Origin of the sequence: Psychrobacillus sp. AK 1817 (assembly GCF_008807035.1) — a bacterium.
Classification (GTDB): domain Bacteria; phylum Bacillota; class Bacilli; order Bacillales_A; family Planococcaceae; genus Psychrobacillus; species Psychrobacillus faecigallinarum.
In genome coordinates, this window is sequence record NZ_CP031739.1 from 1571022 (window position 1) to 1588383 (window position 17362).

Consider the following 17362-nt stretch of genomic DNA (forward strand, 5'->3'; position numbering starts at 1 on the left):
TCCAGAATAATAATTTGTTTAGTTTTACTCAGCTATTAAAATAAATAAAATTTTTTTCGCTCTGTAGGTAAAAAAATAAAGAGGTTATGCAAACATATAAATTTGCATAACCTCTTTTTAGTTATAGTCACAGCTTAGGATGTAAACTATTTTTTCGTTCAGAAAGATATGTATCGCTTGGAGATAATTTACCTTCAAGTGCCGGAAAAACATATTGGCTCGCTGCCTTGTTCATATCATTTTTCACATTAGTTATAGATTGACCCACAGAAATAGTTTTTCCATAGGCAGTCGGGGAAAATGCCATTATGGAACTTGCCACTACCCCAGTTGTCGTTTTAAATACATTGTTTTTTAAAAAAATCCCTCCTGATACGTACCATTTTTTCTACTTACCTGCATTAACACGCTTCGGTTACTTATTAACGTAGTTGCCTTTAATAAATGGCCAGAGTTTATTCAATATTTCTCCCCTCTCTTTAAAATTCTTTGCTCATCTGTTGATGCTCTGCCATAAACAAATACCATTAAAGTCTAAAATAGTCGAGATCATTTAAACATTGAGGAATGTTAATATTTTTGAATTTTTAGAAGAAAAAGACATATATTAATAGTATAATAGCTATACGAACTAGTGATTTATCCTTATGTTTTGCAAAAAAATAATTTCATGGAGGTAAGAGAATGCAAATGGTTTGGTTGAGTTCTAAAACAACGGTGCCTAGAGCTATGGCTGAAGCTGTTGAGAGAGAACGGTTATATGAATTACTTCGCAACAATCAAGCAAAAAGAATCACCGTTGTTCAAGCTCCAGCAGGCTATGGTAAAACAACTTTATTAAGCCAATGGTTTAGTTATTCAAACGAACCTGTTGCATGGATTTCCTTAAATACCTCGGATAATGATCCAATTCGCTTTTGGAAATATGTCATTCATACAACATCTAATATCACTCAAAGCAATATGTATAATATGCTTTCCTCTTTGCTCCAATCGCAGGATCCTTCTACTTTAGAATTTTTAATTGACTTATTTTTAAACGAAATGAGTCAAATCAAACACAGAATATGTATCGTATTGGAAGACTATCATTTAATTGGAAATGATGTTGTTCATCAAATGCTCGTTCAATTAATTGAAAACTTACCTGACAACGTTCATATTTATCTAACTACTCGCATTAACCTACCCCTTCCTATCGCCAAATGGCGGGTTAAATCTTGGCTTTGGGAGATCAATACGCAGCAGCTATGTTTTACCTTCGAAGAAATAAAACAGTTTTATGAAAATAAAAACCTCTTTTACAAGGAAGATAAATTACTTTCTCATGTGTTAAATACAACTGAAGGCTGGGCGGCCGGAATCCAATTAACAAGTATTTCGAAAATCACCTCCTCAAAAAATGCTTTAATAGTTGATAGAACTGATCATTTGCAGCCCTCTATAACTGATTTTTTATTGCAGGAGATTCTGAATACGCTCCCTTCATCAATACAGGACTTTCTTCTTCGTACCTCTTTGTTACAATCTTTAGAGCCAGAAATTTGTAATATCCTAACGAATCGAACGGATAGTTATACAGTGCTAATAGAGCTTGAAAAAAAGGGCCTATTTACTGTCCGCTTAAATTCTAACCAACCATTGTTTCGATATCATCATTTATTTGCCGAAGCTTTACAAATTGAACTAAGACATCGTTATTCTAAGGAAATCGTTTCTTCGATAATTTTAGAAACTGCAAAAATACTGCATAACAAAGATGATTTTATTGATGCAATTGAAATAGTTGTAGAAGAACGAGAATATGAACTTGCTGAATCATGGATAACAGAACATCTTGTAGATATATTTCAGACTGGGCAAACCGCTACCTTTGCACGGTGGGTAAAAATTTTACGTAGTAATCATTACGACGCTAATTTTGAAATACTCGTTATGTATATAATCACATTAATATCTACACTTGAAATAGTAGAGGCTGGTCTACTTATTTATGAGTTGGATGAAAAACAACGTATAGGCCAATGGATGTACCAAGAGAAAAATAGAGGAATAGCAGATATTTTTGTTACAGTGAAAGCGTATGGTCTTATTGGAATGGGTAAGGATATTGAACAAGCGACAGAAATAATTCAAAAACAATTAGAAAAAGGAATTGTTGGTTCTAGATGGGACCATATTCCAATGCAATATAACTTATTTGAACATAAGATCTTGCGCACGAGCATTGGATCTAAGGGTAAATTTTGGTCTTGGGAGCAATCCATTCCATTCACCAAGTTATTTCGAGAAACAGAATTCAAAGATAAAAGTATGACCGCTTTTAGCTACGGGGTTTCCGCAGAAACAATGTATGAAAAAAACTATCTAGATGCAGCTCAATCCGAATTAGAAGTGGCTATAAAATATGGCCACAGCCTACAAGATTCAGGATTATTTATACCAATGTATGTATTAAAAGCTCAGATTTACGTCCTAAATAAAAACTATATAGCAGCTCATGCATTAATAGATAATGTGATGGATTTGGTAAGTGAGAAGCATTGGTTGAATATATTGCGCACGATGAAAGCACGATGTTATCTACTTGAAGGAGATATGTTACGCACGGAAGTCGAGTTGAGAAAAGCGGAGTCGAAACAACCTTTTTAGTTACTCGCGCATGTTCGCTTTTTATTAGCAAAAGCAAAGTTAGAAGAGGCTCTAAAGACAATAATACAGGTAAAAACGAAAGCATTACAGGAAGAGCAAGTATCTACTATTATAGAAGCTACTATGTTAGAGGCAATATGTGAAATGCAGATGGGGCATAAAGACAGTGCTGTAAAAGCATTGCATGAAGCATTGAGCCATGGCTCAGCTTATGGGTATGTCCGAACTTTTTTAGATGAAGAAGCCAGTTTAAATCTGTTAAAAGCTTATTTGAAAATGCGCCAAAAGAATAAAAAAATATCTTGGAATTCAGTGCCGTTGAGCTACGTAGAACTTCTAATAGAAAATTCAAGGGAAGCGGATAATTTATTAGATTTACTCACACCACGAGAAATGGAAGTTTTTAATCTGCTTGTAGATGGTACAACCAATCGCGAAATTGCAAAAAAGCTTTTTCTAACAGAAAGAACCGTTCGTGTATACTTGACTACTATTTATAGTAAGCTTGGTGTCACTTCTAGAGCAAAGGCGATATTACTGAAGTAACTATTTATATTTGTCACGCAACGCTAATTTTTCTATAGCAAATATTACTCACCTCTTTCGTCTCTATTTTTACCTTTAATTTACTTTTTTATATTTCTTTTTGTATTTTTTATGGTAAAATTAACACTTGTTTTACATAAAAAGGAGAGAGAAACTATGAAAAAACTAGTTGTATCATTATTAACCTTCACTTTATTGTTAGTAGGGCTGACCACACCTGCTATGGCACACCCTGGGCGAACAGATTCAAACGGTGGACACACTTGTCGGACAAATTGTGGAAAATGGGGATTAGATTATGGAGAGTATCATTACCATAATGGAGGCACGACCAAGAAGCCAGCGACTAACAAGACTACTAAAAGCAATACAAGTAATACTGCAAGTAGCCAAAAGAATATAGTATCCATCGATCCTTACACAGAAGCTGAGGCACTAATAAAACAAGCAGAAAGCTACGCTGGGTCACTTAAATGGGAAACTTCTTACGATTATAGAGCAACAAAATATTCTAATAACCCAATTAGTCAAATTGATATGAAGCTTTACAACAATACTAAAAATGCTATCACGGCTGCAAGAGCTAATTCAAACGTTACTTTATATAATGATTTAGAAGAGAGACTGAAGAAAGTAACAGAGATTTACCTAAGAACTCAGGCATATATCGATGCTATTAACTCTGGAGAAAAACTATTAAATCAATTTCAAGATTATCAATCACTCAATAAACTTGATTCAAACGGCGAGAAAACAAAACAAGCATATGTAGCATTTCAAAAGCAAACACAAAAAACTAATACAATGATTTATCGCGTATATGGTAAAAGTACACGCGAAGCAATGCTTAAAAAGTTTAATATAACTAACTAGCATCGTTTTTAACAAAAAAATGTCCCTGCGAAGAGTAAATCTTTCAGGGACATTTTTATAATCTTTTAATATATTGTTGAAGTCTTTTTTCCGTTATTCGCTCTATGTCGATTTGCAAATCAAATCTCATCGCCATCACGTTATGTCAAAATTTCTATACTTCCTGCAATTCCCCTGTCTCTTCTTCCTTTTCCTTTTTAAAGAAGTAACCGATCACCGCACCGATAAGTCCTGTCACGATCCAGCCAGCTCCACTTGTAAATAAAGGAATAAAACCAAATACGTTATTAAGCGCTTCCACAGCAATGTTTGCTTCTTTAAGCGCATCTGTAATTGCTACCATACCAACTCCGATAATAGTACCTACATAAACCGAACGTGATCCCTTGAACCAGCTATCTGTAAAAATAAGTATTATTAACGCAATGGCAATTGGATAGAGTAACATTAATATTGGAGAAGCCATTGTTAATATTTTTGTTAATCCAAAGTTTGTGATGATCAAGCTTCCAAGTGAGAAGATTATTAACCATTTTTTATAGGAAACTTTCGGAATAATGCGTTCGAAGTATTCTGCAACAGCAGCTAAACATGCTACATTTGTTGTAATACCTGTTAAGAAAATAACTATTCCAATTAAATAAATACCGATTTGTCCAAATAACGCCTTAGAAGCAAGCGCAATCAGTTCTCCACCATTTGTTGTATAACCAACAGCATCCACACTAGTTGCACCTATCCATGACATAGACACCTGCAGAAGAACTAGTCCCACCACAGTGATGAGGCCTGCCTTAATGAATACTTTGGATACTTCTTTTTTTGAACGAATTCCCAAAGCATCAATCGATTTAATGAAAATTCCACCAAACACAAATGCAGCTAGCACATCCATAGTAAAGTAACCTTGAGTAAAACCCTTCAGAAATGCATCGCTAGCAGTTTCGTAGCCCTTTCCTTCTATCGGTCCGTATACAGAACCCATTGGAGTAAAAATAGATTTTGCAACAATGATCACTAAAAGAGTTGCAAAAACAGGTGTGATCAACTTCCCTAATCTATCAACAAATTTAGTAGTTTCCCATGATAGGTAAACCGTTAAAGCGATAAAAATAATAGAAAAGATAAGTAAAAACAAACCAATTTGACTACTGTCGGCGATCAGCTGTTTTATAGCAATCTCATAGACAACTGACGTAGTTCTTGGAATAACGTATATTGGCCCTAAAGTTAGGAATAATAACACCGAGAAAACAATAGCAAATTTAGGAGAGACACGACTTGCAAGTTTTTCTACAGTGCCTCCACCCTTTGTAAGTGCAATAATTGCCAACAAAACTAACCCTACCCCTGTTACCAAGAAACCTGCCATAGCAATCGGCGTATTTGTACCTGCTTGTTGCCCTAGAACTGGAGCAAAAATTACATTACCAGCTCCCAAGAACATGGCGAATAACATAAACCCAATGGCTACAATTTGAAAAAACGATAATTTTTTTTCCATTTATTTTCTCCCTTTTTTTAAAAACTTTTAAACAAAAGATATTTTAATATAATTATATAGCGAAACCTTCCGCATAAATATCTGCGTCTTGTAGGATAAATTTGTGCTCGCCAGTGATCCAAGCAGACCCCTTAATTGCTGGAATAATAGCTTCCATTTCTGCAACCTTTGTTTTCCCTAAAACTTTTCCTTCAAATGTAGAACCTATAATACTTTCTTGAATAATAGATGCACCAGTCTCTAAATTCAATGCTGCCATTTTTGCACAGGTTCCCGTTCCACAAGGAGAACGGTCGATTTGTCCATCTCCAAAAACAACTACGTTTTTATAGTGGTTGTCACTAATCTTGTCAGTAATTTCGATTAGATCCACTGTTCGGATATTGGGAATAGTCGGGTGCTCAATGTTTATATTTTTATTAATATAATCTCTAGCCTCTGTAGCCAGCTCTATTATTCTATGTTTATCAGACAAATCAATTTTGACCCCTAAATCAGAGGAATTTATTATTCCGAAAAAACTTCCTCCGAATGCTATGTCCACTGATACATTTCCAATTTCTTTTAAGTCTATGGACAAGCCTTTATGTAGAATAAATGCAGGCACATTCGTAAATTCTACGCTTTCCACTCTTTCTCCATTGAAGCTCACTCTGCATTCTATTATTCCTGATGGAGTATCCACATATATAAGTTCTTTTTTGGGAATAATACCTTTAGTTAAGCACATCGTTACCGTGCCAATAGTTCCATGGCCGCACATATTTAAGTATGATCCACTATCCATAAAAATTATTCCAATATCACATTTCTCGTTTGTCGGCTCTGTCAAAATGGAACCAAACATATCCTTATGTCCCCTTGGTTCATTCATCAACAACTTGCGAATATGGTCATAGTTTTCCTTAACATATTCCTTTTTTTCCATCATCGTTTTCCCAATAATCTTTGGAAAACCGTTGATAACTATACGTGTAGCTTCTCCCATAGTATGTGTATCGATTGTTTCAATACTTAAAATATACTGTTCCATACTATTCCTCCTTTACAAAATTTTTTTACATAATTAAAAACATATATTATTTTATATCTTTTGAAAAGTATAATGAATTCATATATTTCTTATAAAATAATTATTTATATATAACAAAGCCTGTAGGTCAGCGGCTTAATCAACAAATATTCTAAAAATAAATAAGAGAAATTTATTGTTTTTTTAATTTCTGTGATATAATGCTCTGGAAATTATTTCACCAAAATAAGGGAGAGGTTTTAGATGGCATTACGTGACTTTTTTATCGCTTTATCAGAAAACCGCACACTAAATAGTGCAGCTCAAAAATATGGTTTAAAAATGGGAGCCCAAAGCGTTGTTGCGGGAACTAACATTCAAGAAACAATCGAAAGTATTAAAGAGTTAAACAAACAAGGAATCTCTTGCACGGTTGACAACCTAGGCGAGTTCGTATATGAAAAATCTGAGGCTACTGCGGCTAAGGAGCAAATTCTCGAAGTGATTAAAGCAATTCACGAAAACGGAGTGGATGCGCATATCTCTCTAAAGCCTTCTCAACTGGGCTTAGATATTGAGCGTGATTTCTGCTATCAAAATTTAAAAGAGATTGTCGCTCTTGCTGACGAATACAATATTTTTGTTAACTTCGATATGGAAAACTATGACCGTTTACATCCTTCTTTTGAATTGATGGAGGAGTTGAACGAAGAGCATAAAAACGTGGGAACTGTAATTCAAGCATACTTCCACGAGTCTGATGAAAATATTGAAAAATATAAAAACTATCGTTTAAGAATTGTTAAAGGTGCTTATAAAGAGCCTGCTAACATCGCATATCAGGACAAAGCGGAAATTGACCAAAAGTTTATTGAATTGATTGAGTATCATTTACTAAATGGCAAATTTACATCGATTGCAACACATGACCATAACGTTATTGATCATGTAAAGCAATTTGTAAAAGCTAATAACATTTCTAATGATAAATTTGAGTTCCAAATGCTATACGGCTTCCGTAAGGACATGCAGCTACAGCTAGCAAAAGAAGGATATAATTTCTGTACTTATGTTCCTTTTGGTCGTGATTGGTATGGTTACTTCATGCGCCGTCTAGCTGAACGCCCACAAAATTTAACCCTTGTGACCAAGCAGGTCTTCACTAAAAAAACAAACACAGTAATTGGATTAGCTGCTGCTGCATTCCTAGCTGGACGTTTAACAAAACGCAAATAAGAGAAGTACAAGCATCTATTTCTACATCAGCAATCAGATGGGTATTAGTATATTCTCTTATCCTAAAAAAACTGGACCTCCTCTTTACAGGTGGTCCAGTTTTTTTATTCACTATATTCTTTTTCTTCCACTGCTTTCATCCTCTTCATGCGATATTGCAAACTTTGACGCTTTATCCCTAGCGCTTTAGCAGTCTGGGATACATTGCCCTTGAAGAAGCTCAACGCATTTAAAATATAATAATCTTCAACTTCTCGAATATATTGGTCGAGTGGTCGGAGATCCTTTTCCGATTGAACGATAAATAAATCGGTATCTGTATGCTGGTCTTTCGGATTAATCTCCTGTGTCTTCCAACGAAAATAAATCGGTAACATATCCTTCGTTATATATTCTTCTGTAGTAATGAGGGAGGCAATCTCGTCGAGTAGCACCTCCAGCTCCTTTAGATTTCCAGGCCAGTCGTAAGATAAAAAGATTTGTTCAACGTCTGCTTCAAGTCCCTTCACAATACAACCAACATTTTGCCGAAGTCTAGAAAGGTAATCGACCACAAATGGCATAATATCCTCCTTTCGTTCACGAAGTGATGGAATCTGTATCGTGATGGTAGAAAAGAAATAATATAGCCTCTTAGAGAGCTTACCAGTATTGATAAGTTCAATTGGATCATCACCAATACTCGCAATAAAAACATGATTCTTTTTCTCATGTTGTTTAAGCATCTTCACAATTTTTTCTTGAGCATCCATTGATAAATATTCAATTCGCTCGGCAAAAAAAGTAATATTAGATAGCTCAGTTACATACTTTTCAAGCTGGGCTATGACAGTTGCCTCATCTCTTCTACAAATCAGCGTAATGAACTGGGAGTTTGGTTCAGATAATGCATGATGGATTCCCTCTGCAATCATATCTTTCCCTGTACCCGATTCACCGATTAGCATAACAGGGATTCGATTAGCTGCCGCCACCTTTGCTGTTGAAATAACATTTCTCATTACCTCCGAAACTGCAGTAATCGTTTCAAACATGAGTGGCTGTCCATATCTACGAAGCGGCTGATACATCATAAATTCTTGTGCTGAAATATCTCTCGCAAACTCTACTACTCCTAAAATATGACCATCATTCTCTATCGGTAAGATATTACGAATGGTAGTGATTTCTTGTCCCTTTTCATTCCAAAAGGTCTTCTTCTGATTTTTGATGGACTGTCCATTTTGAAGAACTTGTTGTAGGATGCTCTCTTCCATTCCAAACTGAATAATCTCTTTGGCGATACGCTTCTCCGCTTCTTCGTTAGTTAGTCCCTCCAGCTCTTTCATTTTTTGATTGTAGACAACAGGTCTGCCTTGTATATCGATTGCACGAATTCCGTTATCACTCATCTCTGTGATGAATTCATATATTTGAAGTAGGTGTTTATGCTCCACTGGATTCACAGCTCCTTTACTCTTAGATATGGATAAAGCAAATATGGATGAAAATTAGACAGTATATAAACAAAATATAGTAGTTAAGTGACCAAAAACTACAACTGTTCGAAATTTATTAAAGTTTTCTAAATTTAGTAGTTGAAATATGCCAAATGTTATTGCATTATTATATATATACTTTTCGCAAAAGTGCAAAATGATTTTGCACCTTTTCACTTAGGGGGATAAAATTGATTTCTTATAAACATGAACCATTCACAGATTTTACAGTCAATACAAACACTGAAGCATATAAAGCAGCTCTAGAGCTTGTGAAAAATCAATTAGGAAATCATTATCCTTTAGTTATAAATGGTGAAAGAATAACTACCGAACAAAAGATAAATTCATATAATCCAGCCAAGAAATCTGAGCTAATCGGATCTGTTTCAAAGGCAACTCAAGAATTAGCTGAAAAAGCAATGAAGTCTGCTTACTCAACCTTTCAGGAGTGGCAATACATATCTGCAGAGGTTCGTGCAGATATTTTATTCAAAGCTGCAGCAATCATTCGTCGTCGCAAGCATGAATTTTCTGCTTGGTTAACCTATGAAGCCGGGAAACCATGGAATGAAGCAGATGCTGATACTGCTGAAGCAATCGACTTTTTAGAATATTATGGACGTCAGATGTTAACTATCAAGGACGGACAACCAGTAGAAAGCCGTCCCGGTGAAAGAAATCGCTATGATTATATTCCGTTAGGTGTGGGCGTTATTATCTCCCCTTGGAATTTCCCATTTGCAATTATGGCTGGCACTACAGTGGCAGCTGTTGTAACTGGTAACACAGTTCTATTAAAACCTGCCTCTACTACCCCTGTTATAGCGTACAAATTTGTAGAAGTGTTAGAAGAGGCAGGACTTCCTGCAGGTGTAGTGAACTTCATTCCAGGATCTGGTGCAGAGGTCGGGGATTATCTAGTCGATCACCCACATACTCGCTTTATTAGCTTCACTGGATCACGTGACGTGGGTCTTCGTATCAACCAACGAGCATCTGTTGTAAATGAAGGTCAAATTTGGATTAAGCGCATCATTGCTGAAATGGGCGGAAAAGATACCATTGTCGTAGACAAGGAAGCAGATCTAGAATTAGCAGCTGACTCTATTGTCAAATCAGCTTTTGGTTTTAGTGGTCAAAAATGCTCCGCTTGTTCTCGAGCAGTTATAGTCGAAGATGTATACGACGAAATCGTGAAACGAGTCGAAGAAAAAACAAAGGCGTTACATGTTGGAAGTCCACTGGATCCAACAAACTATACAGGCCCAGTTATTGACGAGGCTGCTTTTAACAAAATTACAGACTATATTGAAATCGGAAAGCAAGAAGGACGCCTAATTGCTGGTGGTACCTCTGACCAATCAGAAGGTTACTTCGTACATCCAACAGTATTTGCAGACGTTTCGGTTGATGCACGAATCATGAAGGAAGAAATCTTCGGACCAGTTGTTGCCATTACGAAAGCAGCTAACTTCGAAGAAGCAATAAAGATTGCTAACGCTACAGAGTACGGTCTAACAGGTGCAGTTATCTCTACTAATCGAACGAACATTGAATATGCACGCCAACGCTTCCATGTAGGAAACCTATACTTCAATCGCGGTTGTACAGGTGCTATCGTAGGCTACCAACCTTTCGGAGGCTTTAATATGTCTGGAACAGACTCTAAAGCCGGTGGTCCCGACTACTTACAGCTTCATATGCAAGCAAAAACTACCTCCGAAGCTCTATAATACTTCTATATTTAATAGGAAGAAACTCTTTTTATGGCCTGCAACCTTGCAGGCCTTTTAAATACACAAAAACTTACTTTATTATAACAGAATTACCACACATACAATATCTAATCCATTTTATAACAAGAGTATTACAGGTGCCTGGCACCTGCAATACTCTTGTTATATTTCTACACTGCATTTAACTAATAACCGATGTGAAGAATATCCCATGTATGTGTTTTTTAGAACCCTACTTCTACTTTCAATTTAATAATTAAATTACCGAGAACAATTGTATAATTAAAGGTAAATAATAAGGTGAAACGGCTTGTAATAAATAGTGATGGGAGGTATATGTAGTTGCAGCTAAACTCGTACACAAGCAGATGGAACAATAAAAATTGGACAGTCATTGGTGACAGTAACACGGAGCTCAATTGGGCCGGTGAAATAAAATATTCCGGCTACATCTCTGAAGATCTTGGGTTAAAAGTACAAAACTTAGGAAAAAGTGGATCTGGGTGGTTCAATACTTGGAAGGCTGGTTACGAGGCATTCTACCTAAGATTAGATGAGGTAGATAAAGAGGCAGATTTAATCACCTTCTTAGGAGGCGGTAATGATTATGCTGAAACGGAGAAGTCCTTTGTTTTAGGTACTTTAGGTGATACTGATCCCGTCTCTTCCTTTTATGGTGCATTAGATCACACTATCAGCACAGCTATCAATATGTTCCCAAACGCAACCATCGCTACATTCACCCAGTTTAGACGCGATGTGGGACAGCCCACTAACCCTCAGCTGGAAGCAATGGTGAGAGCTGAGTTAGAAGTAACTGCAAAATACGGAATCCCTTGCTTTAATCTTTATCACCAAGCCAATCAATATCCATGGCTAACTTGGTACCGTGAGCGTTATATGATCGATGGTATTCATCTAAATGATGCTGGTCATAAGAAACTAGCCTTTAAAATGATTCCTTTTATAGAAGGACTATAGAAAAAGCTCCCAGATTCGGGAGCTTTTTATTCTTGATATTCGATTGTCGTAAAATAATTGTAGATTGTCGTAAAATTCGTGTTGATTGTAGTAAAATAGGTCTCGATTGTCGTAAAACAAGCCAAAATTGTAGTAAAACGACTAAAATGGCTGTCTGATAGACAAAAAAGACAACCCATTCAACTAAAATCTTTAACTTTTCCAAGAAAATCTCCAAACCCGATTAGGAACTTTACACAAACCAACTATTAACACGAACGACAATATTCCAGCAACTAAAGACAACATCATGTAGCTAGTTTGCGCAGCGATTACACCGGACAATCCCCCACCAGAGACACCGGCCAGTGCAACCCATACATCCACCGATCCCTGTCTTTTAGCTCTCGTCGCAGGCACAGTAGAATCTACTATCAAAGCGGTGCTACTAATTAAACCAAAGTTCCATCCTAAACCTAACAACGCTAATGCCAAAATGAGCATCCCTAAGGAATCTCCGGGAGCAAACGCAGCCACAAGCCCTGCTGCAAGCAAAGTAAAACCGGAAGCAACACCCACTGCCATTCGACCAAAGCGATCTACAAGCATTCCTGTAACCAGTGAAGGCAAATACATTGCCGCCACATGAAATCCAATCACTAAGCCGACAGCATTTAAATCATGCCCATGATGCCTCATATGAACAGGTGTCATCGTCATTATGGAAACCATCACGACTTGAGTGATAACCATAATCGCAGCTCCAGTATAAATACCCCTTTTATCCTCTACTTGCTCTTCTAAATCGTTACTAGCACTCACATCTGCCTTATGCTTGTTAATAGCAGTCGAAATAACTAAAGGATCTGGTCTCAATAAAATTAAAAGAACAGCTCCAGCTAAAATGTAAGCAGCCGCTGCCAATATAAAAGGACCTGCAAGAGATGGAACTCCTATAGAAGTAGCAAATTCACCCATCACCCCAACTAAATTGGGACCTGCAAACGCCCCTAAAGTGGTAGATACCATCGCCACACTAATTGCCGTTCCTCGTTGCTTTGCACTTGCTAAATCCGTACCAGCATACCTTGCCTGTAAATTCGTTGCAGACCCAGCGCCATATATCAAAAGTGATACAAACAGCAATACAATACTTTCACTCAGAGAAGCAATAACTACCCCTATAGCTCCTATACCACCAACGATAAACCCAGAAGACAAGCCATACCTCCTACCAAAACGCTGAGACATTCTCCCAACGATTAACGCTGCTCCAGCTGACCCTAATGTAAATAACGCTGTAGGCACTCCTGCATAGCTATCCGTCCCTAGCATATCCTGAGCAATCAAAGCACCCACTGTGATTCCAGCCGCAAGCCCTGCTCCTCCGAATATCTGTGACAAAACGACAATCCATAGAGTTCTTTTATAAAGTCGCTGTATTTCTTCTGGAGAATCTATGTATTTCTTAATTTCTGTAGAACTATTTCCCTTTAATATGACCCTTCACTCCCATCTTCCACAATACTATGCTTTACGTTTATTCCTTAATCCTATCAGCCAACTGTATAGCAAGATACCAACTAAAGCACCGGCGCTATCAATCCATACATCCTTCACTTGTGCCCCTCTTCCAGGTACAAACAGTTGATGCAGCTCATCACTAATCGCATAAATGCCACAAATCAAGAACGCTAACCCAATATCTTTCTTGTTCCAAAATTTGCTCAACCTTAATGCACGTACTACCAATATTCCTAAAACGAAATAAATAAAAAAATGTGCATTCTTTCGTACAAAATGATGAGAGTTCTCCATAAACAAATCCGAATCAGGAGCTGCCATCTCCACTATCGATAAAAACATTTCCGTGACTCCTAAGCTTAACTCTTTTGAATCCGCAGCTGGTTGACTGGAGAAAAAGAAAATCAAACCCATCCATAAAATCACAGCAACAAAAGAAAGAACTTTAGACATTTATACTCACCTTGCACTTTCTAGCTACTTCTTATCTTAAACACGAGAAACCTAATAAAAGCAGCTAAAGAGTGAACTTCAGCTGCCCCACTATAAATATTACATATTTTTGTAAACACCCGTACGTAGCAAAGCTTGTCTTAATGAACTATAAGTAGAAATATTCCCGAAGTCCAATCCTAATTGGACAGAAGTTTGAGCAACCTCTGGGCTAATACCTGATACAAATGGCTGAATGCCTAGTAAGCTTAAAATCTCCATAAATTTGAACAACTCATTTGCGACCATCGTATCTATAATCGGTACTGCGGAAATATCGATAAATAGCTTATCTATACCAAGCTCTATACACTTTTGTGGTATTTCATCAGTTAGAGACTTCGCACGATATGTATCAATATCCCCAACGATCGGCAATACACCAACCTTTTCTAAAATAGGGATAATTGGACTGCTCAATTCTCGGATTAGCGTTTGCTGTGCATTAAAACGAGTATTAGAAAGAAGATAATAGCGTTTAGAAAACTCAAAAATTAACCGATCGAAAGATATATTATAGACAGAGCTCCATTTCAATATATCACCATGAGTAATGCTATCTGTTTTTTCATTCACAAAAGATTCTACAAAACTCCAAATGGTCTCCCTAGTTTTATTGAGTGCTTCAATTACATTATGAATGGCTATACTATTTTCAACTCTATTTTTCGCAACATTTTCTGCCCAAATGTCTAAAAGTTCAGGAAAGGAATTTTCACCCTCCCATAAAGCACTAGCTACCGTTCTAATAGTTAGCGCATGCTGTTCTTGAAGTATCACATCTATCTGAGGGTTCGGATTATTCGAGTAAAAAGGATCTGTAAACTTTCTTTTTTCCTCAAACCACTGTTTGGTAATATTTTGAGAGTTTTCAATTAAATAACTATAAATTTGCTGGTTAATAGAAGACAAATGCTTCCCTTCTTTCTATCTAATTAATAGTAAGTAACTCTATTATAAATCCTTCAGAAGGAAAAAGGTATTTTATTCTATATTTTCTACATTATTTGAATAATATTATCACCGCAAGAAATATGAAAAAAGCAGCCGAATGTAAATTCGGCTGCTAGAGTACTCTATATTATTTTGAAAATCTTCCTTTAAAGTCCATTGTGCTGCATTTTTCCATTGGAAGATTAACACTTTTGCCTTCTGCAGCTGATTTATAAATTGCTAACACTAGCTCAAGTGCGTTTCTACCGTCCACTGCTGTTACATAAGGATCTCTGTCATTTTTAATCGCATCGATCACATCAGTATATAGTGGGTTATGACCAAAGCCATAAACGGATGGTGGATTTTCGAAGTATTTTGCTTTTACTTCTTCGGAGTTATCCTTGTTATCTGCAAACATCCACTCTTCAATAATATTAACGGATTTACCACCGATTTTAACAGTACCTTCTTCACCAAAAACATATAGCGTTTCTTCAAGATTTTTAGGGAAGATATTAGTAGTACCTTCAATAATTCCATAGCTTCCGTTTTTAAAGCGAACTAAAGCCATACCAAGGTCTTCTGCCTCGATGAAGCCGTGCATTAGGTTGTCTGTCATACCAACAACTTCTACGATTTCGTCACCCATCATCCAACGTAACAAGTCAATATTATGTATACATTGGTTCATCAACGCGCCGCCATCTTGCTCCCAAGTTCCGCGCCATGGAGCTTGTGTATAATAATCTTCTCCGCGGTTCCAACGAATATGAGCAGTTCCGTGAAGTAATCTTCCGAAGCGACCTTCTTCTACAGCTTCTCTCATTTTTTGAACAGATTTATTGAAACGGTTTTGGTGACAAGCACTTACTTTAACGTTTTTCTCTTTAGCTAAAGCAATGATTTGATCTGCTTCTTCTAAAGATAAAGCGATTGGCTTCTCAATGATTAGGTTGCTTCCATGTTCAATACAATCTAAAGCGATTTGAGCATGCTTTCCACTTTCTGTACAAATCCCGATTAGCTCAGGAGATTCCTGCTGAAGCATTTCCTTGTAATCAGTATATTTTTTTACTGTTTCCGGAAGCTCGAACATGGATATTGTTGCATCCATTTTGCTCTCATCTACATCACATAATGCCACGATATCTAAATTATTTTCTATAGCTGCAGCAACATGATTAGGAGAGATTCGTCCACACCCGATAATTGCATATTTTAAACTCACTTTCGTGTTCCTCCTTTGGAATACCCAATGTCTATATGCTCTTATGCTACCCAAACACTCAAAGTTATACTCTAAGTGATTATCTTCACATAAAGCCTCCACTATTATATCATAATTCAATCTATAGTTTTATCAACTACATATGAATCAATTATATAATTGATTCATACGAATAATATAAAGGAAACTAAAGAAGTATGTCCTTTACATGGAATATAGTTTATTTTGGCTACAACTGGGCACCTCCCACGGGATAAGTGATAGGCTACCATCGTAGTTCACACGTTGTTTTTAATAGCTTATGCGCCGTACTCATCCGGTCTGAGTTAAACATATCATCTTTCCTCAACATAATGATATATATTTGTATTTTAATGACAAAGTACTATTTGTGAATTTCAAATCATGTATGTAAATGAGTTCAATTTTAAGGAGCCTCGGAAAATTTAATTTCGAAGGCTCCTTTATATTTAAAGGTAAAGTTACATGGAGTTTACTCAATAGATCAATTTATCAGTTAAAATCATACATCTGCCCTTTGATCAGATAGGCAGTGCTTTCTGCTATATTTGTAATATGATCAGCTGTACGTTCTAAGAAACGATTGATGAACAGGAGCTGCACGAGCTGACTCGTGTCTTCTGGGTGTTCACTTAAATAATGTGTGATATTTTGGTAATTAGTCTTGCTGTTAGCATCGACCTGATCATCGAGGTCTGCTACTTCCTTTGCTAACGTAATATTTTCTTTCACAAAGGATTCTAGTGATTTTTGTAGCATGACTATGGAGACTGTCTTCATCGGCTCGAGTTCTGTCAAATACAATAGGGACGGTCGCTCTCCTATTTTAATAGTTGCCTTTGAAATGTTAACCGCGAAATCAGCAATACGCTCGATATCGCTCGAAATTTTCAAAACACCAATGATTCTGCGTAAGTCACGTGCAAGTGGCTGTTCCTTGGAGATAAACCAAATAGCCATTTGATTTATCTCCTTTTCCATTTCATCTATCGTATTGTCTTTTTCTATTGTTCTCAAAGCAAGCTCAATGTCCTGCGTTTTTAGAGCTTTGTATGATTGCTCCAATTGCTCTTCAGTTATTCGAACCATTTCCGCAAGCTTATTTTCCAGCTCCTGCATATTGTTTTCGAAGTTTTCGCGTATCATTTTCCGTCTCCCATC

14 protein-coding genes and 1 pseudogene are annotated in these 17362 nt (G+C 36.6%); 6 read left to right on the plus strand and 9 right to left on the minus strand.

The window, feature by feature from the left end; translation table 11 throughout:
- Positions 1-127: 127 nt before the first annotated feature.
- A complete protein-coding gene (locus D0S48_RS07910; RefSeq protein WP_191696576.1) occupies positions 128-322 on the minus strand; it encodes a hypothetical protein in 195 nt (64 codons plus the stop codon).
- 797 nt (positions 323-1119) lie between these two features.
- On the opposite strand from D0S48_RS07910, the pseudogene D0S48_RS21310 reads away from it, so the two are divergent.
- From D0S48_RS21310 to D0S48_RS07925, 3 genes and pseudogenes are all read left to right on the plus strand, one after another.
- Positions 1120-2910: pseudogene (locus D0S48_RS21310) on the plus strand (hypothetical protein); the annotation flags it as partial.
- Between the two features lie 18 nt (positions 2911-2928).
- Positions 2929-3198, plus strand: coding sequence for a response regulator transcription factor (locus D0S48_RS07920; RefSeq protein ID WP_151113753.1), 270 nt, complete (start codon positions 2929-2931; stop codon positions 3196-3198).
- A gap of 156 nt (positions 3199-3354) precedes the next feature.
- Complete coding sequence (locus tag D0S48_RS07925; protein ID WP_144537317.1) at positions 3355-4071, plus strand: YHYH domain-containing protein; 717 nt, start codon at positions 3355-3357, stop codon at positions 4069-4071.
- 154 nt (positions 4072-4225) lie between these two features.
- Here D0S48_RS07925 and brnQ read toward each other — a convergent pair whose 3' ends face one another.
- Together brnQ and D0S48_RS07935 are read right to left on the minus strand one after the other, a co-directional pair.
- Complete coding sequence (gene brnQ / locus D0S48_RS07930) at positions 4226-5575, minus strand: branched-chain amino acid transport system II carrier protein (RefSeq protein WP_144537315.1); 1350 nt, start codon at positions 5573-5575, stop codon at positions 4226-4228.
- A 52-nt stretch (positions 5576-5627) separates the two neighbouring features.
- On the minus strand, positions 5628-6608 hold the full coding sequence (locus D0S48_RS07935) for a proline racemase family protein (RefSeq protein WP_144537313.1): 981 nt from the start codon (positions 6606-6608) through the stop codon (positions 5628-5630).
- A 243-nt stretch (positions 6609-6851) separates the two neighbouring features.
- Between D0S48_RS07935 and D0S48_RS07940 the strand changes: the two genes are divergently transcribed.
- On the plus strand, positions 6852-7823 hold the full coding sequence (locus tag D0S48_RS07940) for a proline dehydrogenase family protein (protein ID WP_144537311.1): 972 nt from the start codon (positions 6852-6854) through the stop codon (positions 7821-7823).
- 104 nt (positions 7824-7927) lie between these two features.
- On the opposite strand, the gene D0S48_RS07945 is transcribed toward D0S48_RS07940, so the two are convergent.
- The gene (locus D0S48_RS07945) at positions 7928-9259 is read right to left on the minus strand and encodes an AAA-type ATPase lid domain-containing protein (RefSeq protein ID WP_151111111.1); all 1332 of its coding nucleotides are present in this window, start codon (positions 9257-9259) and stop codon (positions 7928-7930) included.
- Between the two features lie 233 nt (positions 9260-9492).
- Between D0S48_RS07945 and pruA the strand changes: the two genes are divergently transcribed.
- Both pruA and D0S48_RS07955 read left to right on the plus strand, forming a co-directional pair.
- Positions 9493-11037 (plus strand): L-glutamate gamma-semialdehyde dehydrogenase, encoded by a 1545-nt coding sequence (pruA, locus tag D0S48_RS07950; RefSeq protein ID WP_151111113.1) that lies wholly within the window; start codon positions 9493-9495, stop codon positions 11035-11037.
- A 345-nt stretch (positions 11038-11382) separates the two neighbouring features.
- On the plus strand, positions 11383-12021 hold the full coding sequence (locus D0S48_RS07955) for an SGNH/GDSL hydrolase family protein (RefSeq protein WP_151111115.1): 639 nt from the start codon (positions 11383-11385) through the stop codon (positions 12019-12021).
- Between the two features lie 192 nt (positions 12022-12213).
- On the opposite strand, the gene D0S48_RS07960 is transcribed toward D0S48_RS07955, so the two are convergent.
- From D0S48_RS07960 to phoU, 5 genes are all read right to left on the minus strand, one after another.
- Entirely contained in the window at positions 12214-13500 is a 1287-nt protein-coding gene (locus tag D0S48_RS07960) for an MFS transporter (RefSeq protein WP_151111118.1), read from the minus strand.
- Between the two features lie 27 nt (positions 13501-13527).
- Positions 13528-13977, minus strand: a complete 450-nt coding sequence (locus D0S48_RS07965) for a VanZ family protein (RefSeq protein WP_151111120.1) — start codon at positions 13975-13977, stop codon at positions 13528-13530.
- A 99-nt stretch (positions 13978-14076) separates the two neighbouring features.
- Complete coding sequence (locus D0S48_RS07970; protein WP_151111122.1) at positions 14077-14928, minus strand: STAS domain-containing protein; 852 nt, start codon at positions 14926-14928, stop codon at positions 14077-14079.
- 169 nt (positions 14929-15097) lie between these two features.
- Positions 15098-16180, minus strand: a complete 1083-nt coding sequence (locus tag D0S48_RS07975; RefSeq protein ID WP_151111124.1) for a Gfo/Idh/MocA family protein — start codon at positions 16178-16180, stop codon at positions 15098-15100.
- Between the two features lie 513 nt (positions 16181-16693).
- On the minus strand, positions 16694-17347 hold the full coding sequence (gene phoU / locus D0S48_RS07980; protein WP_144537296.1) for a phosphate signaling complex protein PhoU: 654 nt from the start codon (positions 17345-17347) through the stop codon (positions 16694-16696).
- Positions 17348-17362: the final 15 nt, after the last annotated feature.

Bases quoted from the DNA above. Each gene is read 5' to 3' on its own strand.
- D0S48_RS07925 (WP_144537317.1), top strand. From the start codon at position 3,355: ATGAAAAAACTAGTTGTATCATTATTAACCTTCACTTTATTGTTAGTA.
- D0S48_RS07935 (WP_144537313.1), bottom strand. From the start codon at position 6,608: ATGGAACAGTATATTTTAAGTATTGAAACAATCGATACACATACTATG.
- phoU (WP_144537296.1), bottom strand. From the start codon at position 17,347: ATGATACGCGAAAACTTCGAAAACAATATGCAGGAGCTGGAAAATAAG.
- D0S48_RS07940 (WP_144537311.1), top strand. From the start codon at position 6,852: ATGGCATTACGTGACTTTTTTATCGCTTTATCAGAAAACCGCACACTA.
- D0S48_RS07920 (WP_151113753.1), top strand. From the start codon at position 2,929: ATGCGCCAAAAGAATAAAAAAATATCTTGGAATTCAGTGCCGTTGAGC.
- D0S48_RS07965 (WP_151111120.1), bottom strand. From the start codon at position 13,977: ATGTCTAAAGTTCTTTCTTTTGTTGCTGTGATTTTATGGATGGGTTTG.
- brnQ (WP_144537315.1), bottom strand. From the start codon at position 5,575: ATGGAAAAAAAATTATCGTTTTTTCAAATTGTAGCCATTGGGTTTATG.